Source organism: Pseudomonas sp. PB103, from assembly GCF_009764635.1.
In the GTDB taxonomy this organism is placed as follows: domain Bacteria; phylum Pseudomonadota; class Gammaproteobacteria; order Pseudomonadales; family Pseudomonadaceae; genus Aquipseudomonas.
Map to the genome: position 1 here is coordinate 62,929 of NZ_RWIL01000113.1, position 23,451 is coordinate 86,379.

The window sequence follows — 23,451 nt, forward strand, 5'->3', positions numbered from 1 at the left end:
TAAGCTGGGCGGCATAAACCTTCCTCGGAATCGCTATTATGCGTACCTCATCCTCGACCGGCGTCTGGCTGCCGATCTTCGCCGGGCTCTGCGCCAGCCTGGTCAGCATCGGTCTGGCGCGTTTTGCCTACACACCGTTGATTCCTTCGCTGATTCAGGCGCAGTGGTTTGCCGCCAGTGACGTGGTCTACCTCGGTGCCGCCAATCTGGTCGGCTACCTGATCGGCGCCCTGCTCGGCCGACCGCTGGCGCGGCATCTGGGTAACAAAACATCGCTGCGCCTGATGATGCTGGCGGTGACGGCAGCGTTTTTTGCCTGTGCGTATCCGCTGTCGCTGAGCTGGTTTTTCGGCTGGCGCCTACTGTCGGGCGTCGCCGGTGGGGCGATCATGGTGCTGGTCGCCGCCACCGTGCTGCCGCATGTACCGGCGGCGCGTCGGGGGCTGGCCAGTGGGGCGATTTTTCTCGGCATTGGCCTAGGCATCGCCGGCTCCGGGACAATTGTCCCACCGTTGTTGAGCCTGGGGTTGCAAGCCACTTGGCTGGGGCTCGGCGCCTTGTCGCTGGTGCTGACGGCGCTCAGTTGGTTCGGCTGGCCGACTGATCTGCCACATCCTGTTGCCGCGCCACACAGCGCTGTAGCTCAGCCGACACCGCCCGGCGTTTATCTGTTGTTCGCCCAATACGCATTCATGGCGGCGGGTCTGGTGCCAGCCATGGTCTTTCTGGTCGATTACGTCGCCCGTGGGCTCGGCGCCGGCGCGCATGTCGGTGCGCTGGTGTGGGTGATGTATGGCTTGGGGGCAATTGTCGGGCCGGTGAGTTATGGCTTTCTGGCGGATCGCTTTGGCGCGCTCTGGAGCATTCGCCTGGTGCTGGTGGTGCAGGCGCTTGCCCTTGGTTTGCTGGCGGTGGCCCATTCGTTCCTGGCGCTGGCGCTGCTTGCGGTGATACTCGGATCTTTTCCGCCCGGCATCGTCCCCCTGGCCCTGGCTCGCGTGCATGAACTGGTCCCGGAACATCATCGCCAACAAATTGCCTGGAGCCGCGCCACGGTGTCGTTTGCCTCTTTTCAGGCGCTGGCCGGGTTTGCTTATTCGGCGTTGTTCAATGCCTCGGGCGGCCATCACGCCTTGCTGTTCCTGATTGCCGCTGGCGCGATCGTCGTGGCGCTGATCTTGGAGCAGGCCGCAAATGCATGGAAACACGCAAGCCACTGTAGGAGTGAGCCTGCTCGCGATAGCAATCCGTCTGAAAACACCTCACTGAGCACCACGGCGCCTACGCGAACAAGCTCACTCCCACAGGGTTAACCGGATCGACCTGAATTTATCGAGCGCTGCACGACTCCCATCTACACACACCTTGACCAGGAGGAACCGAAATGTCCCTGCCCAACGAAATGACCCGAATCGAAATCACCGCGCCCGGCGGCCCGGATGTCCTCCAGCCCAAGCGCGTGCCGTTACCGGCGCCTGCCGCTGGCGAAGTGCTGATCCGCGTGCATGCCGCTGGCGTCAACCGGCCGGATGCCTTGCAGCGCGCCGGCAAGTATCCGATGAAGCCCGGAATGGACCCGATCCCCGGCCTGGAAGTGGCCGGTGAAGTGGTCGCGCTGGGCACCGGTGTCAGCGAGTTTGCCGTGGGCGACAAAGTCTGCGCGCTGACCAACGGCAGTGGTTACAGCGAGTACTGCGCAGTGCCGGCAGGCCAGACCTTACCGATACCCGACGGTCTGGACTGGGTCCGAGCGGCCGCAATCCCGGAAACATTTTTTACCGTCTGGGCCAACCTGTTCGGCCTTGGCGACGCCAGTCGCGGGCAACGCGCATTGATTCACGGCGGCACCAGCGGCATCGGCACCACCGCGCTGATGCTCTGCCGCGAATTCGGCATAGAAGCGTTCGCCACCGCCGGCAGCCCCGAGAAATGCGCAGCGATCAGCAATCTCGGCGGCCAGCCGATCAATTATCGCGAGGCCGAGTTTGCCAAAGTCATTGCCGAGAAAACCGCGGGCCAGGGCGTCAATGTGATTCTCGACATCATGGGCGGTTCGTACCTCAACGATAACGTCAGCGCCCTGGCGATGGATGGCCGCCTGGTCATGCTCGGCTTTCTCGGCGGCGCACGGGCCAACGACTTTGATCTGTTGGCGATGATGGCCAAACGCGCGGTCATCACCGGATCGCTCCTGCGCGCCCGCAGTGCTGCCGAAAAAGCCGCGATCGCCAGGCAACTGCGCGAGCACGTATGGCCAGCGCTGTCTGCCGGGCGTTGCCTGCCGATCATCGACAAGGTCTACCCGCTCGCCGAGGCCGCGCAGGCCCATGCGCACATGGAGGCCGGCGACCATATCGGCAAAATTGTCTTGCAGGTGGCATGAGCCGTTGCAGCATTTTGTAACTGTGCGCTGCGGGCGGTGGTCGAAAATGTCCCGCGCAGACCAAGGCATCTGGTAAAAAGCGTTCTTTGTCTGCGCATGGGTGAAACGTTTAATGTTCCTGTCTTTCATGACTCGTCTGCGTCGCCGCCGTTTGGCGTTCGCCTGCATGGCCGCGCTGATTATTGGCGTGCCGACGAGTTGTGCGGTGCTGGAACACGCCGAACGCAAGCTGCTGTTTCGCATCGAGCCGGGCACGGCGGGCTGGTATCACGGTCTGCCCGGCAGCGTGCAGGAGCTCGACCTGCGGCCGAAAAGCTTCAAGGCCGGGCAAAACATTCACGCCTGGTGGTGGCCGGCAGAAAAGGCCAATGCTCCGGCCATTCTGTATTTGCACGGCGTGCGCTGGAACCTCACCGGGCAACTGTTTCGCATCGAACAATTGCGCGCGGCAGGCTACTCGGTCTTGGCCATCGACTACCGAGGCTTCGGTCAGAGTCGCGGCGATCTGCCGTCGGAAAGCAGTGTTTACGAAGATGCGCGGGTGGCGTGGGAACGTTTCAAACTGCTGCAACCGGACCCGAACAAACGCCTGATCTACGGCCACTCCCTCGGCGGTGCCGTGGCGGTCGACCTGGCGGCTGAACTGGGTCAGAACGCGGCGCGCAATCACACCCCGCTGCCGGTGCGTGGATTGGTCATCGAGTCAACCTTCACCACGCTGGCGGATGTCGCCGCCTCCGTGGCCCACACCTCGCTGCCGGTGAACTGGCTGATGTCGCAAAAATTCAATTCGATCGACAAGATTGCCGACATTCACATGCCGCTGCTGGTGGTGCATGGTCTGGCTGACGCATTCGTGCCATCACGCTTCAGCGAACAACTGTTCAATGCCGCGCAGCAACCCAAGCGTCTGCTACTGGTGCCGGGCGGCACCCACAACAACAGCATGGCGCTCGGCGGGCAGAATTACCGCAAGGCCATCGACAGCCTGATGCAGAGCAAACCCGCGCCCCGTGTCGCCGGGCCGGCGAACGTGCGCAGCGGCCGGGACACTTAACGGTAGCCGCGCGCCTGCAAGTCGAACAGTTGCGCGTAGTGCCCGGCAGCGGCGATCAGTTGCTCGTGCCCACCCTGCTCGAGAATCCGCCCCTGTTGCAGCACGATGATGTGGTCGGCATTGCGCACGCTGGAAAAACGGTGGGAGATCAGCAACGTCATGCGTCCTTCGCTGTGCTGGCTGAAATGCTCGAACACCGCCGCTTCCGCCGCCGGGTCGAGCGCCGAGGTCGGCTCATCGAGGATCAGAATGTCGGCATCACGGCGCATGTACGCGCGGGACAAGGCAATCTTCTGCCACTGCCCACCGGACAATTCCTGGCCACCGGCAAACCAGCGCCCCAACTGCGTCGCATAACCCTTGTCGAGCCCTTCGATGAAGGGTGCCGCCATGCCTTGAGCAGCGGCCTCCTGCCAACGCTGCGGGTCGTTGAACGCCAGGGTATCGCCGACGCCGATGTTTTCGCCGACGCTGAACTGGTAGCGGATGTAATCCTGAAAAATCACGCCAATGCGCCGACGTAACGCGGTCTCCTGCCAATCCTGCAAATCGCTGCCGTCGAGCAGAATGCGCCCCTGATCAGGGCGGTAGAGCCGCGTCAGTAATTTGATCAGCGTGGTCTTGCCGGAACCGTTCTCCCCGACCAACGCCATGCTCTTGCCTGGCACCAGTTGTAGGTCGATGTTTTCCAGGGCCGGCCGACTGGCACCGGGATAACGGAAACCGACGTTTTCGAAACGCAGACCATCGCCCGGGCAGGCTCCGACGGTCAGGTGGCCGGTATCCGCCTGCACCGGTTCGGCCAGGTATTCATAAAGACTGGTCAGGTAGAGGCCGTCTTCGTACAGGCCGCTGATCGCACTCAGGCTGCTGCTCACCGCACTTTGACCTTGCTTGAACAGCACCAGGTACATGGTCATCTGGCCGAGGCTGATCTGGCCATGCACGGCATCGATCACCACCCACGCATAGGCCACGTAGAACGCCGCAGTACCGAGCAGGCCGAGGCCGAAACCCCAGCCGTCGCGCCGCAACGTCAGGCGTCGGTCTTCGGCATACAGCCTGGCGAACGTGTCGCGATAGCGTTGCAGCAACAGTGGTGCAAAGCCGAACAGCTTGACCTCTTTGATATAGGTTTCGTGGGACAGCAAGGTTTCGATGTAGCTCTGCTGGCGACTCTCCGGCGCGCGGCGGGTGAACAGGCGGAAGGCATCACCGGAAAAATGCGCCTCGGCAAAGAACACCGGCAACGCCCCCACCACCAGCAGCACCAGCGCCCAAGGGGAAAAGTGCACCAGCAGCACACCAAAACTGATCAGCATGATCAGGTTCTGAATCAAGCCCAACGACTTCATGACCAGCGCCAGTGGCCGGGTCGATGCCTCGCGACGCACGCGCACCAGTTTGTCGTAGAACTCGGAGTTCTCGAACTGCACCAGTGACAGGGTCTGCGCTTTTTCCAGGATCAGCGTATTGACCTTCTGCCCCAGTTGCACCCGCAGCAGCGACTGCTGCACCGAGAGTGCTCGTTGCGTGCCGGACAACAGCGCCAACACCCCAGCTTCCAGCAACACATAACGCAACACCGGCCACAGCGGCGCACTGCCCTGTTGTGCGTGCAACTGCATCGCCGCCACCACGGCATCGACAATCCGCTGGCCCAGCCATGCCGCCAGTGCTGGCAGCAAGCCGGCCACCAGCGTTGCCACCACCAGCCCCAGAAACAAGCCACGCGACGTTCCCCAGACCAGTCGCATGGCTCGCTGCGCCTGATCGAACAAGGAGGTGATACGCGATAGATCAGGCATGCGGTAATAAGCTCTGCAGATGATGACAGTGGCTCATGGTACTCCAGCGCCACCACTGAATTTCACACCGCAAAGGTTCCTCGGCATACTGGCGCCCTCCCCGACACCACGAAAAGGACTGCGTGTGTTAACCCGCCCCAAAGCTCTATGGATTTACTACCTGATCTGCTGGCTTGCCGCGCTGTCACTGCTGGCGCACATCGTTTTCACTGACTGGAAGCTATTGAAACCGACCGACGTCGGCGGCACCTTGATGGGCGGCATGAACGGGCTAGTGCTCAACGGTGGCTGGCTCATGGCCGTGACGGGGTTGTTGTTGACCTTGATCTTGCGCGCGCCGGGATCGGTTTTTGCCTGCGTCGGCGCAGGCGTTTCTACCTTGGGCATTGGCTCCTTTTGCTACCTCAACTATCCAGACAATGCGGATCAGTTGATCTATAGCGTCAGTCCAGACGAAATTGGCCGAGCCATGTTGACCGGTGCCGCCTTTCTCGCCTTGGGACTGTTCCTGCGCCCGCGCTTCAAGACCACCGCTCTACCGTCCCGCCCTCTCCTCATCGGCCAGTTCGTCGTGGCACTGCTGATCGCTCTGGTGTTTGTCGGGTTTCCGATAAAAAACGCCCTGCAAAAGCCGCTGCCGAGTTGCGCATTCGATAAACAAGGCCATCAATTGTCAATTTGCCTGGGCAACGATCGCGTCATCGTCGATTAGGCAGCCCAGTGCAGTGCTAAACCCAGCATTTCTCATAAGAAAAACGTCTGGAAGACTCTGCCCGTCCCGACGTCCAACGCTCTGCTATGTTTTAACCGCCATCGCGGAACCCGGCGAACCCTCGCCACGCTCCGCGCCTGACTGCCGGGAGCAGAGAGATGAAAATCAACCCGTACCTGATCTTCAATGGTGACTGCCGCGAAGCCTTCACCTTTTATGCGCAAGCCCTGCAAGGAACGCTTGAGGCGATGATGACGTTCGGCGAAACACCTGCAGCCGAACATGTGCCCAAAGAACATCATGGTCTGATCATCCATACCTGCCTGAAGGTCGGCGATCAGAGGATGATGGCCTCGGATACCACACCCGACCGCCCGACCCAGGGCATGAGTGGCTGCTCGATTTCGCTGAACGTCGACAGCATCGCTGAAGCAGAGCGAGTGTTTAACGCCTTGGCCAAGGACGGCCGCGTCGACATGCCGCTGGAGGCGACGTTCTGGGCTGCGCGCTTCGGCATGTTGGTGGATCGCTTTGGTGTGTCGTGGATGGTCAATTGCGAAAGTGAAAAGTGACCCTCACATTTCCTCAGGCATGAAAAAGCCCAACCTGTTCAGGTTGGGCTTTTTGTATTAACGCTGGGCCAACTCGTGGCGCACGCATTGTTCGTAATAGGTCTGCTTGACCGCCGCTGGTTTGAGCTTCGACGTGCTGTTGTAGGTTTGCTCGATAATCCCCATCGCGGTCATGCGCATCCACGGCTGCTGGAAGCGACGTACCTGCAATTGTTTACGTGCGCCATAAAGCGAGACGCCCGACAACTTCGATTGCTGGGCACCGGCAGCAATGTCCGAGCCCCAGGTGCAGGCAAAGCGATGGCTTTTACTCAACTCTTTCGCCTGCACCCCGGTGGCGAGGACAGCCAGGGAAAGCGTTGCAACGGTGATGACAATCGTCCGCATAGAGCCAACCTAACCTTTTGAAAAAAGGCGATTTTGCCGGGGAAGCAAAAATCCGGGGGCCAGCAATTTGCCGCCTTTCGCGAGTTTTTTGCGAACGTAAAAAAGGGCGGCGGGATTTCCTGATGAAATCCCACCGCCCCTGGCCTGACGATCAGTTGGCGATGACCTCAACGCGCAATCGATCCGCGCCCTCCTCCCGACAGTCGATGCGAACCGGCAAAAACAACTCGATCACCGCGATATTGCTGTGCAGATGCTCGGTCATGCGCGGCGTGGTGAACGAGCCACCACCGGCCAGCGCCATTGGCAACAGCAACTGATCGGCCAGATGCTCGGCCACCGCAGCACCACTGCGCAACCAGTCGGCGGCCTGATTGATCGCGGCATCGGCTACTTTTTCTGCCCGAAGCGACACTTGGCCAAACGCGCTGAACACTTCGGTGACGTGCTCGAATGCGTACTCCAGCAACAACACATTGCCCGGGCCCCGCGCCGGATCGAGCGTGACATGTTGCAGCGCCGCAGGCGGCAGACTCAAGCGCTTGGCAACCTGGCTCAGCTCACGTTCGGCCACCGTCGGCGCCAGCCCGGCGGTGAGCGCCGATGCCTGTTGCGAGATGGCCTCGCCGCGTTCGCACAGATCCAGCCGCATCAGGTTCGACGGCTCCACGTTCACCTCAATCTCGCCACCGCCTGCCGGGACAAACCCATGTCGCAACAAGTCCAGCTCGACGTTGGCGCCCATACGCCGCAACAGCGGCAGCCAACTGCGCGCGAGGAAATCGGTCGGCGGCGCCAGCGGGTTATGCGTGCCACCCGAGATGCGCACCCGACTCGCCTGCGGTGCCCGCAACAGGGCCGGCAACAAGGTCTGCAACACCAGCGTGCAACTGCCGGCCGTGCCGATGGCGAACTGGTAATCGCCGGAGCGAATCGCACCGGGTTCAAAACTCAACGCTTGCGAGCCCAATTGCGCACCGGCAACCGTTGCGCCGCAAACCTCGGCCGCCGCCATGACCGCCGTCAAATGTTGCCTCAACAGTCCCGGACGGCTGCGTTTGGCGCGGATCTGTTTAATGCGAAACGCCCGGCCTGTCAGCATCGACAGGCTCAAGGCACTGCGCAACACCTGGCCGCCACCGATGGCACCGTCCAGTTCTATCACTTCCTGTTTCATTGCATTCCTTACGCGTACAACCCGACGGTTTCCCTGAGGTACCGATCCAGGCGTCGCGAGTCTTCCGACGTTCTGAGTAATGTGGGCACTTCGCGCTCAAGCTCGGCGGCGATGAACCCGTGCAACGCCGGACGACGCGGCCCGTAGGCGCTTTCGTCGGCATTGCGTTTAAGGGCCAGCAGTTCGTCGACTTCAGCGAGCAGCGCACGGTCGTCGACGGTGGTCAGCAGGTCGGCGAAGGTCATCGGCGGTCGGCCTCGGCCTTGGTCGATCCAGCGCACCGCCAGCAGCGGCCGCAGCACGTAGAAGTACTTCTTGAAACGGACGGTTTCACCTTGCAGGTAACCGCGAAAGTTCTTCTTCGCCATCGACAGGTAGTGATTGCGCGCGGCGGGCGGGCTGTAGAACGCTTCGGCGAGTTCGCGCAGTTGTGCCACCTGCGCGGTTTCACTGCGATAAACCAGCGGCGAGTCGAGCCACTCCAGTAACGTCGGATTGGACTTGCGTAACAACCCGAGGGTCTTGCGCAGTTCCCAGCCACTGACGTCGAGTTCATCGTCCAGCGGACGTTCGATCACATCACGTGGCGTATCGACCTGGACGAACCACTCGGGCTTCTCCACATAAACAAACCGCACGTCGTAATCACTGTCGGTCGAGGCAAAACCCCAGGCCCGGCTGCCGGACTCACAGGCATACAAAACGGTGACATTGCGTTCACGCTCCAGGCGCGCCAGCTCTTCCATTACCCGCGCACGCATCGTGTCGCACAGCGGATGACGCTCTTTCAGTTCCATGACCTGCTTTCCTTTTATCCTTTGACGCACACCACCTGACGCAAGGTGTGCAGCACTTCCACCAGCTCACGCTGGGCGTGCATGACTTTGTCGATGTCCTTGTAGGCCATCGGAATTTCGTCGATCACCGCTTCGTCCTTGCGGCACTCGACGTGGGCAGTGGCGCGAATCTGATCTTCGACGGTGAAGGTGTTCTTCGCCTTGGTGCGGCTCATGGTGCGGCCAGCACCGTGGCTGCAGGAGCTGAACGACTCTTCGTTGCCCAGACCGCGAACGATGAAACTCTTGGCGCCCATCGAGCCCGGAATAATCCCCAACTCGCCCTTCTTCGCCGACACCGCGCCTTTGCGGGTGACCAGCACCTCTTCACCAAAATGCCGCTCTTTCTGCACGTAGTTGTGGTGGCAGTTGACCGCTTCCAGCGCCACTTCGAACGGCTTGCGAATAATCTGCCGTGTCGCCTGAATCACCGCGCGCATCATCAGCTCACGGTTTTGCCTGGCGAAGTCCTGCGCCCAACCCACTGCTTCGACATAATCATCAAAGTGCTGGCTGCCCTCTTCGAAGTAGGCCAGGTCACGGTCCGGCAGGTTGGCGATGTGCTGACGCATATCCGCCTGAGCCATCTGGATGAACAGGTTGCCGATGGCGTTGCCGACACCGCGCGAGCCACTGTGCAACATGAACCAGACCCGGTTGGCTTCATCCAGGCACACTTCAATGAAGTGGTTGCCGCTGCCGAGCGTACCGAGGTGCCCACGGTTGTTGGTGTTGGCCAGTCTCGGGTACTTGTCGGTAATCAATTTGAACCGTGGTTGCAGTCCCGCCCAGGCCTGATCGGCTTGCTGCGGGATTTCATCCCACGCGCCCTTGTCGCGTCGCGAACGGTTTGAACTGCGGCCATGCGGCACGGCTTGCTCGATGGCGCTGCGCAGACCGAGCAGGTTGTCCGGCAAATCAGCGGCCGTCAGCGACGTACGCGCGGCGATCATGCCGCAGCCGATGTCGACGCCTACTGCGGCCGGAATGATCGCGCCGACGGTCGGGATCACGCTGCCGATGGTCGAACCCTTGCCCAGGTGTACGTCCGGCATGACCGCCAGATGTTTGAAGATGAACGGCATTTTCGCGGTGTTCATCAACTGCTCGCGGGCCTCTTTTTCCACCGGGACGCCTTCGGTCCAGAGTTTGATCGGTTTGCCGTTGGCGACTTCGAGCAGTTGGTAAGTGTGTTCTTTCATGTCTTCATTCTTTATTCATTGGCCGATGATTCGGCGTTGTTCTGTAAGTCGCAGCGACAAAAACACAGGCACTGTGGCTCTGCCAGTTGAGCCCCCGTTGCCGGGGCGGGAGTCGAACCCGCTTTCCGATGTAGTGCCTGTCGCATTCGCTGCCAATAACCGCAAAAAAGGTGGCACGACAAAAGTTGATGACTGTTGCGCGTTGCCGCGCTCCGGACTTAACCGGCCTTGGATGTACAGCCATCAGGCATTCGTGCCGTCACTGGCGCTGACAAGGGCTTGATGAGACGTTTTGGATGTAGTCCCATCGGCATTCAGCGCCGGTGATCAATCAATTCATGACGCGCTTTCGATCGCCTCGACCCAGTGCTGCGCACTGTATTGGCCGCCGGTGAACTGCTCGATCACGTCGAACACCGCATCGCTGAAACCGCCGACATTCAAGATGTCATCGCGATCCGCCGCTTGTGTTGCATGGCCTGGCTGGATGTCGATGCACACCAGCCTTGCCTGTGGGTTGAGCTTCTTGATCCGCTCCCATTGACGCATCGTCTCGCTGGCACCGCGACGCTGCGCATCGATCCACGATTCGTTGTCCGAGACCATGATCAACGTATCGACCCTGGCCTTGCTGTCCGCCAACCTCTTCAGCGGTGCCGAGCAGTTGGTGCCGCCGCCAAAAATGCCGGCGAGCTTCTCGGCGTTGCTGATCACACTGTCACGCGGGTTGAGCTGGATATCCACCACATCGACCTCGAACGGCATGACCCGCGCAGCCGGCTGTTTACGCAAGACCGCTGCGGCGACCAGCGCCGCCACGTCGATGCAGCGCACCTGCGAGGTCGCACCAGGGCGATAACCGGTCACCGGACTGCCCATCGAACCCGACACATCCGGGCAAACCACCACCGCGCCCTCAAGCGTGGGCACGTTGGCCAGCGACAACTCCAGGGCCTCCTGCAAGGCGTCGCGGATCGCTGCCGGGGTGTTTTCGCCCATCATCCGATAAGCCGACAACAACTGGTACGGATACACCCGCGCCTTCGCCACTTCCTGTGGATCGGCCAATCGCGCCGCGACATAGTCGATGCACCCCGGCACTTCAAACGCGCCGTGCCGCGCCAGGGTGTTGAGGTTGATGCGCAGTCCCTGCCAGCCCATGTTGCGGGCTTGATTGGCCCATTGTTCCTTGCTCAGTGTTTCGTTGCCGAGCAACTGAAACGGCACCGCCGGCACCTCATCACTCGCGCCGCTGCGAAACGCCAGCAAATCGCGGGTCAGCTCCGGCAAGGCTTTTGCCTCCACCGGTTTGCCGATCAACCAGGCGAAAAACGCTTCGCGCCACGCTTCGGCAGGTTTGGGGTGAACCATCTTCACCACGTCCGCCAACGACGGTTGATTGCCGATCGACGCTTGCAGCAGTTGCCGCTCGGTCGCGCTGTTCAGCCAGTTCTGCACCAGACGCTTGGGTTGCGAGCCAAGGGATTTACGCCCGGTGGCACCGCTACGGAGGATCTGCACAAAGTTGCGCAACATCTTGCCGCTGTCGATCACTTGCTCGAAAACCTCTGGCACCAGACTTGAACGCTGCGCGGTCAATGCCGCCAGCAACAATGCCGGCATGTCTTTCATATGGCCCTTCTTGCGAGCATAAATCGCGGCTTTCGCCACGAAGCGACTGTCCAGTTCGGCCACCAGCTTCAACACTTGATCCAGCTGACTTTCTGCGGAGGCGTAAAAGGTCTGGTTCAGGCAACCGGTCACAGCCAATTGCGCCAGTTGGTGCTTCGGGCTGTAGGCATAAGCGCTGGCACCGGAAGCATTCAAGGTGTCGCAGGCCGGCAGGTGATTCGATTGCGTGTTGAAGAGCGTTGAGTTGGCCATCTTGGCATCTCGCTGTGTTGTCCTGTTCGTTGCGATAGACATTGCAGCGGCTGTGCCAGCTTTTGCTTTCCAACGAAAAATATTTATATCTAATTGATTTACAACGTTTTTATTTTTTATGTCGTGTTTCATCGAATCAACTGACGACAAACCCATCACCGAATATTTATCATTGGATATCGTCTTTTATCTTTTGAGATAAACATGCCAAGCAAGCAAACCGTCGCCATCGGATTTATCGGTGCCACCCTTGATCGCGTCGGCAAGGGTGCCAATCGCTGGAGCCATTGGCGTCCCAGCGTTGGCCTTTGCCAACAGCAAGACGTGCTGATCAACCGGCTCGAGTTGATTCACGGCATCGACGCCCGCGACGTCAGCCTCGCCGAGCGGGTGCGCGTCGACATCCAGCAGGTTTCGCCAGAGACCGAAGTGCGCCTGCACCCGATGTCACTGCGCAACCCGTGGGATTTCGAAGAGGTCTACGGCGCACTGCACGACTTCACCACCGCCTACGATTTCGACACCGAGCGCGAGGATTACCTCGTCCACATCACCACCGGCACCCACGTCGCGCAGATTTGCTGGTTCCTGCTGACCGAGGCGCGCTACTTGCCCGCGCGGCTGATCCAGACCTCCCCGGCCAAACGCAACAGCGAAAGCGATCACGCCATCGGCACGCATGCCCTGATTGATCTCGACCTGTCGCGCTACGATCGCATCGCTTCGCGCTTCGCCAACAAGCGCCTCGAAGGCCTGGAGTTCTTGAAGTCCGGCATCGCCACACGCAACGCCGCCTTCAACCGTTCGATCGAACAGATCGAGCGCGTGGCCGTGCGCTCGAAGGCGCCGATGCTGCTGATCGGCCCGACCGGCGCCGGCAAATCCTTCCTCGCCCGACGCATCTACGAACTCAAACGCAGCCGCCATCAGATGCAGGGGCGTTTTGTCGAGGTCAACTGCGCCACCTTGCGTGGCGATGGCGCGATGTCGGCGTTGTTCGGTCATGTCAAAGGCGCCTTCACCGGCGCACAGAACGCTCGCGATGGCCTGTTGCGCGCTGCCGATGGCGGCATGCTGTTTCTCGATGAGATCGGCGAGTTGGGCGCAGACGAACAGGCGATGCTGCTCAAGGCGATTGAAGAAAAACGCTTCTTTCCGCTGGGCTCGGACAAGGAAGTCGAAAGCGATTTCCTGATCATCGCCGGCACCCACCGCGACCTGCGCAGCCGAGTCGCTGATGGTATGTTTCGCGAAGATTTGTACGCGCGCATCAACCTGTGGACGTTCGACCTGCCCGGCCTCGCCGGCCGCCGCGAGGATATCGAACCGAACATTGATTTCGAGCTGGAACGCCACGCCCGCGAACACGGGCAACTGGTGCGCTTCAACCTCGAAGCCCGGCGCAGCTACTTGACGTTCGCCAGCTCTCGCGAGGCGGCGTGGTTGGGCAACTTCCGCGAATTGTCGGCGTCGATTACGCGCATGGCGACCCTCGCCGACAGCGGACGGATTGATGAGGCGCAGGTGCAGGAAGAGATCGACCGGCTGCGTTATGCCTGGGGCTTGGCGCAACCGCAGGCGATTTCAGGAGAATTGCCGGGGGACGCCGAAACCATGGATCTGTTTGACCGCTTGCAATTGAAGGCAGTGATCGAGGTATGCCGGCAGGCAGACAGCTTGTCCGATGCCGGCCGCCGGCTGTTCGGAATATCGCGCCAGGCCAAGGCACAACCCAACGATGCCGATCGACTGAGGAAATACCTCGGCCGATTCGGGCTCGAGTGGGGCCAGATTATCGAACCCAAGTGAGGCGAATTTTAGCGACAGACCGCCCGTCCAGCAGCGGGCACCTTTGCTTGCCGGGCGCTTCCAATGAATCACCATCCGCTTCGACCGGAAGACGCCCATCATGAACAGCAAAATTGCAGCAATCACCCTGGCCGGCCTGCTCGCGGCCTGCCCGCTTTTCGCCTCGGCAGCCGCGAAGACCGCTGACGAGTCTGCCGCGCCACCGACCGCGCTTCCCGGCGTGAATCAGGCCGGCAATGCTCAGTCCAACGCAGACAAGGCCGACAAGAAAGGTGAAGAGGCGTCGGGCTCGAACTCCGGCGCCGAGTCGCATGAAACGGCAAAAGATGCAGCCACTTCAAGCGACTCGGAAGACCTCGGTAAATCGCCGAAACCTTGATCAGGGTTCTACGGAGGTGGTGGCTGCACATCCTTGAACGTCAGCCCGACACTGCCGGTGATTTGCCACGGGTTGGCAGCGCCGTGCCCGCTGAACGACACATGGTCGAACAGCGAATCCTTCAACCCGTCGATCTGCGCCTTGGCCGAGCCACTGAAGCGTACGCGCTCGAACACCAACCCTTGATGCCAGGCGTCATGCTGACCGTCGCCCTTGACCTCGATCGCCTTGCCTTGAGCATTTTCGACGCTCACGTCGGCGACGCGGATATCGCGGAATTGTCCGGGAATGGTTGAGCGTTGGTAATCCAGCTTGGCGTTCGGATCGTTATAGTCGAGGGTAAAAATGAACGCCTGCTTGAGCGTATTGCGGATCGCCGAGTCGCGGAAGATTACGTTACGCGCGCCGCCGCCCATGAAGTTGGTGCTCTTCATGCGCAGGCCGGCATCGGTGCCATCGGAAACGTTGTCTTCGGCGAGGATGTTTTGAATCCACGCGCCGGTATGGCTGCCGGCAACCACCATGCCGTGGCCCTTGCGGAAGTAGTTATTGAAGATCCAGGCGTCTTCCTGCGGCTTTTGCTGCACGGCATCCGCCCCGGTACCCGCAGCAAAATTGACGCAGTCATCGCCGGTATCAAAGAAGTTATTGAAGACCATCGCGCCCTTGCTGTTGGCGAATTCGATGCCGTCGCCGTTATTGGCGTCGTAGGTTTTATGCGTGGTATTGGCCAGCACCACGTTTTCGGTTTCCAGGTTCATGATCCCGTGGAAGGCCGGGTTCACCACGGTAAAGCCGCCGTAGAACACATTTTTCACGTTGCGCAGGGTGATCAGCGACGAGCGCATCTGCCCGTAGGCGTCCTTGACGTTCATGCCGCGCGCGACCGCTTGCTCGACTTGCGCCTTGGCCAGAATGCCGTCCTGCTGGTAGCGGGTGTTGTCGCTGGGCAGGTAGAACGGTAATGGCTGGCCGCGTTCGTCGACGACATCGGCGCGGCGCTTCCAGCCGTTGCCGTCAATCGTGCCTTTGCCGACGATGCGGATGTTTTCGAACGACTGATGCTGACGCGGATCGCGCGGCAAGGCATTGATCAGCGACGCCGGGCGCACGGTGCTCGAATACGGATACTGGATGTAGCCGGCCAGCGGATAGTCTTCGGCACGCTCGGAACCCAACAGCGTTGCGCCCTCGGCGATTTCCACGGTGATGTTGCTCTTCAGGTAAAGCGCCCCGCTTTTGTAAGTGCCCTTGGGCAACCATACTTTGCAGCCAGGGGTGCAGGCGTCGATGGCGTTCTGGATCGCCAAAGTATCAAGGCTTTTGCCGTCACCCTTGGCGCCATATTTCCTCACATCGAACACGGCGGCGACCTTGCTCGTCCGTTGTACAACGGGCGGGCTGTCGGCCGACTCTGTGCCATCGGTGCCCACCGAACGCACGGTGAACCGATAGGCCGTATCCGGTTTCAAGCCTTGCGCGGTGTAACTGTGAATGCTGATGCGATGATGAAAACCGGCAACATCCTGTTCGTAGAAGCGGTCGATGTAAGGTTTGGCCGGCGAGACGCGGCCATTGTTGGCGTTGCTGCCGCCCAGCAACACACCGTTGGCGTAGACCCGGTAGTCGCTGATATCGGCGTGATCGGCAGGCTTTTCCCAGACCAGGATGATCTGCTGATCATCGTAGGCCAGGGTCGGCACCTGCAGTTTTACCGGCGCCTCCAGCGCCCACGACGACACACTGCAAGCGAGCGTCAACGTGGCCGCCAGCGACAAGGCCAATGGCTGTTTGCGCCGCGTCGGAACAACATTTCGATAAGGCATGAGCACTCCTTGTTCAGGCCGACAATCCGGCTTCTTGCAGGTATTGGCTGCGGTTGACGAACGTCTCGCGGGGCATTTCCACAACCTCCATCGACAGCGACTCGACGTCCGGCAGCAAAGCGACCAGCGCCGCCACGGTCGCCGAGGCCAGACGCCGGCGCTGTTCAGCACTGCGCCCGGACAACACCGACAGGACGACATGGACAAAATCGTCCTCGCCCGCGCCGCAGCGGTAATGCGCGAACGTATTGAGGCGCACCTTGATGTCGCCGGCCTTGAACAGGCCGAAGGCATCGAGGGCGTCATGCACGGCAGCGAGCAGGGCTTGCTCGCCGACACGCTGGGCCAGGCTTTGCGGGCAATCGATAAGACAATGCGGCATGTCGCGCTCCTTGATGGATCGGCTTAACCAGCGAGCTGGCGCACCGATTCCTGACTGAAATCACGACTGGCCTGCACCAGCATCCGCGTGTAGGCGTGGCTTGCCAGATCCTGGCTGAGCGCCTGACTGTCGAGCAGCTCGACAATCTTGCCCTGCTGCATCACCGCCACCCGATCACACAGGTGCGTGACCACACCGAGATCGTGAGTGACCATCAGGTAGGTGAGTTTCTCGCGGCGGCGCAAATCCGCCAGCAGATTGAGAATCTCCGCCTGCACCGAGACATCCAGCGCCGAGGTCGGCTCATCGAGCAGCAGCACGCGCGGCTCGAGAATCAGCGCACGGGCAATCGCCACGCGCTGGCGCTGGCCACCGGACAACTGATGCGGATAGCGAAAACGGTAACTGTCGTTCAGACCGACCTTGAGCAGGATCTCGTTGATCCGGTCGTCCTTGTCGCGCACGCCGTGAATAATCAGCGGCTCACGCAGGGCCGTGTCGACGGTGTGGCGCGGATGCAGCGAACCGTAAGGGTCCTGGAACACCATCTGCACCTGACGAAAATGTTCCTTGGGAATCTTGTGCTGCAGCGGCGCGCCGGCAATGCTCAACTCGCCCGTCCAGTGCCGGTACTGCCCGGCCAGGCAGCGCAATACGGTGGTCTTGCCGGAGCCGGACTCCCCCACCAGGCCGAAGGATTCGCCGTCGACGACACTGAGGTTGACGTCGTGCAGCACCTGATTGAGGGCCGGGCCGGCGCCGAAACTCAGGTTCAGCGCGTGTGCTTGGATCATGGACATGGTCGATTCCTCAGCAAGTCAGCCACAGTGGGTCGCGTTGCAACACCGGCAACCGTTCGCGACGGTTGTCCATGCTCGGCAACGCCGCCATCAGGCCTCGGGTATAGGGATGTTGCGCGTGTTGCAGGTCACCGGCGGCGAGCGATTCGACCACCCTGCCGGCGTACATCACCAACACGCGGTCGCAGTAATTGCGCACAAGGTTGAGGTCGTGGCTGACGAAAATCAGGCCCATTTCCTGCTGTTCGACCAGTTCTTCCAGCACGTTGAGCACTTGCTGACGCACCGAGACATCGAGGGCCGAGGTCGGCTCGTCGGCGATGATCACCTGTGGCCGGGTGATGACCATCATCGCGATCATGATGCGCTGACCCATCCCACCGGAAACCTCATGCGGGTACAGGTTGTAGACCCGTTGCGGATCACGGATATGCACCTTTTCGAGCATTTCCAGCACCCGCTCGCGGGCCTCGCTGCGGCTGGCCTTGTGGTGCGCCAGATACGCCTCGGCAATTTGATCGCCGACCTTGACCACCGGGTTCAGCGAGTATTTCGGGTCCTGCATGATCATCGAAATGCGCTGACCACGAATCTTCTGCATGACCTTTTCGCCGGCTGACAGCAGATCGACTTCACCGAACTGCATGGCCTTGGCGGTGATCCGCGCGCTGGCCGGGTGCAGTTTCAGCAGGCTGCGCCCGACCGTCGATTTGCCCGAGCCCGACTCACCGACAATGGCAAGTTTTTCCCGCCCCAAGGTGAAGGACACATCGCGCACAGCATGGGTTTCTTTCTGAGCATTGACGAAGCGCACATTGAGCCCTTCGACGTTCAATTTGATTGCAGACATACAGCCTCCGATTACTCGCTGCGCGGATCAAGAATGTCCCGCAGGCCGTCGCCCAACAGGTTGAAAGCCAGGCTGACCAACATGATTGCGGCCCCCGGAACAGCCACCAGCCACCAGCACTCGAGCATGTAGCGACGCCCGGTGGAGATCATCGCGCCCCACTCCGGCGACGGCGCCTGCGCACCGAGGCCGAGAAAGCCCAAAGCCGCTGCGGTGAGGATGATCCCGGCCATGTTCATGGTCAGGCGGATGATCACCGACGACATGCACATCGGCACAATGTGCCGCAGGATGATTCGCGTGGACGAAGCCCCTTGCAGCTCGACCGCCACGACGAAGTCAGCCTTGCGCAACGACAGGGTTTCCGCCCGTGCCAGTCGCGCAATCGGCGGCCACGACGTCAGCGCAATCGCTACCACCGCGTGTTCCAGGCCCGGACCGAGCGCAGCGATAAACGCCAGCGCCAGCACCAGGCTGGGGAAGGAAATGAAGATGTCGGTCAGGCGCATGAACACTGTGTCGACCACACCGCCGAAGTAGCCGGAAACGGTGCCGATAAACAGGCCGATCGGGCCGACGATCACGGTCACCAGGGTGATGATGTACAACGTGATGCGCGAGCCGTAGACCAGCCGACTGAAGATATCCCGGCCGTATTCATCGGTGCCGAACCAGTGGGCAGCGCCCGGCGCCTGCAGGGCATTGGCGAGGTTTTGCGCCACCGGATCATGGGTGGCGATCCACGGCGCAAACAGCGCCACCACCACCAGCACCAAAGCGACCAGCAATCCGGCCAGGGTCATCGGGTTGCGCAACAAGTGCCGCAAGACTTTCAGGGCACTTTTGCAGAAGGCGTCGAAGCTGGATCCGGGGGTACGATCCAACCGCCGCTTGGCGCTCGAATCAGTAGAAGACATGTTGGCAATCATGGGCATGTTCTCGGATTGAATTCAGGATCACCCGGCGCGTACGCCGACGCACCGGGCAGCGTTCAGCGTTGTTTGTAGACACCCAGATACCGCGTCGCCTCGGCATCATCACCGGCGAAACCCTTGACGTCGGCGGCGCTGACCACGGTGTCGGTCATCTGCGAAATCATCATGATCGGGCCGACCTGCTCGTCGTAGATTTTCTGTGCCTGGTGGTACAGGTTCAGGCGCTGGCCGGCATCGCGTTCGACCCCGGCCTGATCAATCAGGCTATTGAGCTGCGGGCTGAAAAACGACGCACGCCAGCCCTGGAAATTCGGCAGGCCGGCGTCATCGCTGTTGTTGGGGTTGTAGGCAAACGTGCGCAGGCTGAAATACGGATGCGGATAGCGCTCGGCCCCGCGCGCAACGATGATGTCGAAGTTGCGCGCGCGCATCGCGCCATACACCTGGTTGCCAGTGCCGTTGACAATGCTGGCCTTGATCCCGCCCTCGGCCAGCGTCGCTTGCAGGCGCGCGGCGATGTCGATGAAGGGCGGCTCTGACAATGTGCGAATGGTCGTGGTGAAGCCGTCCGGATAACCGGCTTCGGCGAGGAGTTTTTTCGCCTTGACGACGTCCATGTGATAACCCGGATCCGGCAGGCGCGCCGCCAGACCGAGTTGCATCGGCTGCTGATTCAACTGGCCGTAATACGGCATCACCTGTTCGTCGAGGCCCTTGTAGTCGATCAGGTTGCGCACCGCTTCGCGCACTTTGGGATTGGCAAATTCAGGTTGCTTCATGCTCAGCGCGACGTAGTACATGGTGCCGCGCGGCAGTGACTGCACGTGGATTTTTTCCGAACCGTCAATGGCGCGGATGTCCGGTGCGGCCATGCCGTACGCGAGATCGAGGTCACCGCGCTCCAGCATCAGCCGCAGCGACTGCGATTCGGTCATGTGCCGCACCACCACGCGCTTGAGCTTGGCAGCACCGCCCCAGTAACCGTCGAAGCGGGTCAGCAACAGCGAGTCGTTCGCCGTCCATTTGCTCAGCACAAACGGTCCGCTGCCGGCCTCGTTGGTCACCAGCCAGTTAGCACCGAGGTCAGCGTTTTTCTCATGCGCCAAAGCCGTTTTGCGATCGATCACCACCGCGCTTGGCGAGATCGCCAGCGAGTCGATCAATAACAGTGGGTCCATGGTTTGCGGCAAGTCAACGACCAGCGTGTGGGTATCGCTGGCGCGGATCAGTGACTGAATGTTGTCGACGTTATAACCGTAGGCTTTCCAGGTCGTGGCCAGGCCGAAATTCAGTTTCATCACCCGGTACAGCGACCAGGCCACGTCTTCAGCGGTCAGCGGATTGCCGGAGTGAAACTTCACGTCCTGGCGCAAATGAAAGGTTACCTGCTTGCCGTCGTCGCTGATCGTCCAGCGCTCGGCCAGTTGCGGCAGATGCTTTTCCGGATTGCCCTGATCACGCTTGACCAGAGTGTCGTAAAGATTGGCATTGACGCCGGAAGCGTCGAGGCCGGGCGCGTTGGCCGGGTCGATGGAAAACAGGTTGACCATGCTCATGCCGACGATCAGTTGATCGGCCGGCGTCTTGGCGCTGGCCTGGGTCATCGGCACCAGCGCCAGGATCGCCGCCAACAGGCCAGCGTGCAGTTTGGTAAATGCAGTCGTCATTGAAAAATCCTTCTTTTTATAATTTTTAGTGCTGCTGCCAGGCGTGTTAACGCGTGCGCGGATCGAAGACCTTGTACAAGGCATCGCTGATCAGGTTGAGCGCGACAAAAATCAAACCGATCACCAGCACACAGCCCATCACCGCGTTCATGTCGCCGAGCATCAGGCTGCTGGTCAGGTACTGGCCGAAACCCGGCCAGGCAAAGACCGTTTCGATCAGCACCGCGCCTTCGAGCAGCGAGCCGTAAGCCAGCGCCACCACCGTCAGCAACTGCACGAGGATGTTGCGAAAGGCGTGACCCCAGACCACCTGGCGGCGCGACAACCCCTTGACCCGAGCGGTGATGATGTATTCCTGAGACAGTTGCTCGAGCATGAAGCTGCGCGTCATCCGACTGATGTAAGCCACCGAGTTCAGCCCGAGGATCAACGCCGGCAAGACGATGTGGCGCAAGGCGCTGGCGAAGGCTTCCCAATCGCCCGCAAGGCTCGAATCGATCAGCAACAGCCCGGTGACTTCAGGCACCATGCCGTCGTACGCCAGGTCGATGCGACCGGCGCCCCCGGCCCAGCCGAGCCAGGCGTAGAACACCAGCAGGCCCATCATGCCCAGCCAGAAAATCGGCGTGGAATAGCCGAACAGGGTAATCACTCGCGCGACATGATCGCCCAGTCGCCCCTGATTGCTCGCCGCGCAAACGCCCAGCGGCAAACCGATCAGCACACCGAAGAGGATGGCCAGGGTCGCCAGTTCGATGGTGGCCGGGAACACCCGGCGGATGTCATCGAGCACCGGGTGCCCGGTCAACAGCGCGTTGCCGAAATTACCGTGCAGCAAGTCGTTGAGGTACAGGCCGAACTGGGTCCAGATCGGCTTGTCCAGCCCCATCGCCCGGTACACCTGCTCGTAGGTCGAACTGTCGGCGTCCGGCCCGACCACCGCCAGCACCGGATCGAGCGGCATCACCCGACCGATGATAAACGTCAGCGCCAGCAGGCCCAGCAACGTCACCAGTACCGTGCTGGCACGCCGCGCGGTATTGGAGGCGCGGGCTCCCATGGCAGAGGCAGTCATAACAAACATAGTCAGCTCCTGATAATACGGTCACCGGTGCACCCGGCACGCGAAGTTCATCCGTGCATTTCAGCGTTTTTTGTAGACGTCTTTGTAGCGCGTGGTCGCGGCCGTGTGCCCCTGAAAATCGGCAACATCGGCGTAGACCAGCACTGTGTCGGTCATCTGCGAGACCGGCAGAATGGCGCCCACTTGCTGATCGAGTTGCTGCTGGATGTCCTGATACTGCGCCTGCTGTTTCTGCGCATCGGGCTCGACTTCGGCACTCTCGATCAACTGATTCAACTCGGGACTGTAAAACGAAGTGCGCCAGCCCTGGAAGTTGCTCAGCTTGGCTTCGTCACGGTTATCCGGGTTGTACACCAGCGTGCGCAGGCTCGAATGGGGATGACGTTCGGCGCCGCCACCGCCACGGCCGACGATGATGTCGAAACTGCGCTCACGCATGGCGCCGTAGATCTGATTACCGGTGCCGGTGATGATGCTGGCTTCGATCCCGGCCTGCGCCAGCGTCGATTGCAGATTGGAGGCAATGTTGATGAAGGGCGGTTCGGCCAGCACGCGGATGCTGGTCTTGAACCCGTTGGGGTAACCGGCGTCAGCGAGAAGTTTTTTTGCCTCATCGACATTCAGTCGATAACCGGGATCCGGCAGACGCGCGGCCAGTCCCAACGGCATCGGCCGCTGATTGATCACGCCGTAGTGCGGCATGACGGTCTGGTTGATGCCCTGGTAGTCGATCAACGAGCGCACAGCCTTGCGCACGCGCGCGTCGGCGAACATCGGCTGCTTCACACTCAGTGCGACGTAGTACAGCGTGCCGCGTTGCAGAGTTTGCGTGCGGACCTTGTCGCTGTTCTGCAAGGCCTGGATGTCCGGCGCCGACATGCCTTTGGCGATGTCGAGGTCACCGCGCTCAATCATCAGACGCAACGACTGCGACTCGGTCATGTTGCGCATGACGATGCGCTTGAGCTTGGCCGGGCCACCCCAATAACCGTCGAAACGGCTCATCAGAATCACGTCGTTGGCCCGCCAGTCATTGAGCACGAAGGCACCACTGCCGGCGGCGTGCGTCACCAGCCAGGCGGCGCCGAGGTCATTGTTCTTCTGGTGTTCGAGGACTTTTTTGCGGTCAAGAATGAAGGCGCTGGGCGACGTCGCCAGCGTGTTGAGCACCAACTGTGGATCGGTGGGGCGCGGCAATTCGATGACGAAGGTATTGGCATCAGTCGCGCGCATCGAACGCTCGACATTCTCGGCGGTAAAACCGTAAGCCTTCCAGGTCGATGCCAGCGCGAGGTTGAGTTTGAGCACGCGCTGCAATGACCAGGCGACGTCTTCAGCGCTCAACGGGTTGCCCGATTGAAATTGCACGCCCTGGCGCAGATTGAACGTCAGGGTCTTGCGATCGTCGCTGACTTGCCAGCGCTCGGCGAGTGCCGGCAACAGCTGATCCGGCGCAGCGACGTCTTGCACCAGCAACATGTCATAGAGATTGGCATTGATCTCGGACACGTCCAGGCCGGTGGCCGCCGCCGGGTCGAGAGACAGCAGATTGATCATGCTCATGCCGACGATCAATTGATCGGCCGGGGTTTTGGCATGGACGACAGGTAGCGCGGTCACCGTCAGGGTAGCCGCCAGAACCCGCGCCCACAGCGAAGGAAGAATGTTCATAGCGAGAGTGCCTTTCTTATATTTATAGGG

The 23,451-nt window shown here is 60.8% G+C and carries 21 protein-coding genes; 7 read left to right on the plus strand and 14 right to left on the minus strand.

Going from position 1 to position 23,451, the window contains the following annotated elements; translation table 11 throughout:
- Positions 1–38 precede the first annotated feature (38 nt).
- The 3 genes from EJA70_RS20185 (at position 39) to EJA70_RS20195 (ending at position 3,440) form a co-directional block, all read left to right on the plus strand.
- The gene (locus tag EJA70_RS20185; protein WP_158833023.1) at positions 39–1,313 is read left to right on the plus strand and encodes a YbfB/YjiJ family MFS transporter; all 1,275 of its coding nucleotides are present in this window, start codon (positions 39–41) and stop codon (positions 1,311–1,313) included.
- Between the two features lie 71 nt (positions 1,314–1,384).
- Positions 1,385–2,383 (plus strand): NAD(P)H-quinone oxidoreductase, encoded by a 999-nt coding sequence (locus EJA70_RS20190; protein WP_158833025.1) that lies wholly within the window; start codon positions 1,385–1,387, stop codon positions 2,381–2,383.
- A 112-nt stretch (positions 2,384–2,495) separates the two neighbouring features.
- A complete protein-coding gene (locus EJA70_RS20195; RefSeq protein WP_008079722.1) occupies positions 2,496–3,440 on the plus strand; it encodes an alpha/beta hydrolase in 945 nt (314 codons plus the stop codon).
- Here the strand turns inward: EJA70_RS20195 and EJA70_RS20200 are convergent.
- Positions 3,437–5,248, minus strand: coding sequence for an ABC transporter ATP-binding protein (locus EJA70_RS20200; RefSeq protein ID WP_158833027.1), 1,812 nt, complete (start codon positions 5,246–5,248; stop codon positions 3,437–3,439). The genes EJA70_RS20195 and EJA70_RS20200 overlap by 4 nt on opposite strands.
- Positions 5,249–5,267: 19 nt before the next feature.
- On the opposite strand from EJA70_RS20200, the gene EJA70_RS20205 reads away from it, so the two are divergent.
- Positions 5,268–5,960: a hypothetical protein gene (locus EJA70_RS20205; protein ID WP_158833029.1), complete on the plus strand. Its 693-nt coding sequence runs from the start codon at positions 5,268–5,270 to the stop codon at positions 5,958–5,960.
- A gap of 158 nt (positions 5,961–6,118) precedes the next feature.
- Complete coding sequence (locus EJA70_RS20210; RefSeq protein WP_158833031.1) at positions 6,119–6,532, plus strand: VOC family protein; 414 nt, start codon at positions 6,119–6,121, stop codon at positions 6,530–6,532.
- Between the two features lie 57 nt (positions 6,533–6,589).
- Here the strand turns inward: EJA70_RS20210 and EJA70_RS20215 are convergent, their stop codons facing one another.
- From EJA70_RS20215 to EJA70_RS20235, 5 genes are all read right to left on the minus strand, one after another.
- Complete coding sequence (locus tag EJA70_RS20215; protein ID WP_158833032.1) at positions 6,590–6,919, minus strand: hypothetical protein; 330 nt, start codon at positions 6,917–6,919, stop codon at positions 6,590–6,592.
- Between the two features lie 151 nt (positions 6,920–7,070).
- Complete coding sequence (gene rtcA / locus EJA70_RS20220) at positions 7,071–8,096, minus strand: RNA 3'-terminal phosphate cyclase (RefSeq protein WP_158833034.1); 1,026 nt, start codon at positions 8,094–8,096, stop codon at positions 7,071–7,073.
- Between the two features lie 8 nt (positions 8,097–8,104).
- On the minus strand, positions 8,105–8,893 hold the full coding sequence (locus EJA70_RS20225; RefSeq protein ID WP_008079701.1) for a nucleotidyltransferase domain-containing protein: 789 nt from the start codon (positions 8,891–8,893) through the stop codon (positions 8,105–8,107).
- A 14-nt stretch (positions 8,894–8,907) separates the two neighbouring features.
- Positions 8,908–10,134, minus strand: a complete 1,227-nt coding sequence (locus EJA70_RS20230) for an RtcB family protein (RefSeq protein WP_008079700.1) — start codon at positions 10,132–10,134, stop codon at positions 8,908–8,910.
- Positions 10,135–10,470: 336 nt separating this feature from the next.
- Positions 10,471–12,018: an RNA-binding protein gene (locus EJA70_RS20235; RefSeq protein WP_158833036.1), complete on the minus strand. Its 1,548-nt coding sequence runs from the start codon at positions 12,016–12,018 to the stop codon at positions 10,471–10,473.
- A gap of 204 nt (positions 12,019–12,222) precedes the next feature.
- On the opposite strand from EJA70_RS20235, the gene rtcR reads away from it, so the two are divergent.
- Together rtcR and EJA70_RS20245 are read left to right on the plus strand one after the other, a co-directional pair.
- Positions 12,223–13,827: an RNA repair transcriptional activator RtcR gene (gene rtcR / locus EJA70_RS20240; protein WP_158833038.1), complete on the plus strand. Its 1,605-nt coding sequence runs from the start codon at positions 12,223–12,225 to the stop codon at positions 13,825–13,827.
- Between the two features lie 100 nt (positions 13,828–13,927).
- Complete coding sequence (locus tag EJA70_RS20245; RefSeq protein WP_158833040.1) at positions 13,928–14,206, plus strand: hypothetical protein; 279 nt, start codon at positions 13,928–13,930, stop codon at positions 14,204–14,206.
- Between the two features lie 8 nt (positions 14,207–14,214).
- Here the strand turns inward: EJA70_RS20245 and EJA70_RS20250 are convergent, their stop codons facing one another.
- The 8 genes from EJA70_RS20250 to EJA70_RS20285 form a co-directional block, all read right to left on the minus strand.
- On the minus strand, positions 14,215–16,032 hold the full coding sequence (locus EJA70_RS20250) for a glycosyl hydrolase family 28 protein (RefSeq protein ID WP_158833042.1): 1,818 nt from the start codon (positions 16,030–16,032) through the stop codon (positions 14,215–14,217).
- 13 nt (positions 16,033–16,045) lie between these two features.
- Entirely contained in the window at positions 16,046–16,414 is a 369-nt protein-coding gene (locus EJA70_RS20255) for a 5-carboxymethyl-2-hydroxymuconate Delta-isomerase (RefSeq protein ID WP_158833044.1), read from the minus strand.
- Between the two features lie 23 nt (positions 16,415–16,437).
- Positions 16,438–17,214 carry an ABC transporter ATP-binding protein gene (locus EJA70_RS20260; RefSeq protein ID WP_158833045.1) on the minus strand — a complete coding sequence of 259 codons (777 nt, stop codon included), beginning with the start codon at positions 17,212–17,214 and terminating at the stop codon, positions 16,438–16,440.
- A gap of 10 nt (positions 17,215–17,224) precedes the next feature.
- The gene (locus EJA70_RS20265; protein WP_026000816.1) at positions 17,225–18,064 is read right to left on the minus strand and encodes an ABC transporter ATP-binding protein; all 840 of its coding nucleotides are present in this window, start codon (positions 18,062–18,064) and stop codon (positions 17,225–17,227) included.
- A gap of 11 nt (positions 18,065–18,075) precedes the next feature.
- The gene (locus tag EJA70_RS20270; RefSeq protein ID WP_178116933.1) at positions 18,076–18,993 is read right to left on the minus strand and encodes an ABC transporter permease; all 918 of its coding nucleotides are present in this window, start codon (positions 18,991–18,993) and stop codon (positions 18,076–18,078) included.
- Between the two features lie 62 nt (positions 18,994–19,055).
- A complete protein-coding gene (locus tag EJA70_RS20275; protein WP_158833047.1) occupies positions 19,056–20,666 on the minus strand; it encodes an ABC transporter substrate-binding protein in 1,611 nt (536 codons plus the stop codon).
- Positions 20,667–20,712: 46 nt separating this feature from the next.
- Positions 20,713–21,726 (minus strand): ABC transporter permease, encoded by a 1,014-nt coding sequence (locus tag EJA70_RS20280; RefSeq protein ID WP_371924614.1) that lies wholly within the window; start codon positions 21,724–21,726, stop codon positions 20,713–20,715.
- An 84-nt stretch (positions 21,727–21,810) separates the two neighbouring features.
- The gene (locus tag EJA70_RS20285) at positions 21,811–23,421 is read right to left on the minus strand and encodes an ABC transporter substrate-binding protein (RefSeq protein ID WP_158833048.1); all 1,611 of its coding nucleotides are present in this window, start codon (positions 23,419–23,421) and stop codon (positions 21,811–21,813) included.
- Positions 23,422–23,451 lie beyond the last annotated feature (30 nt).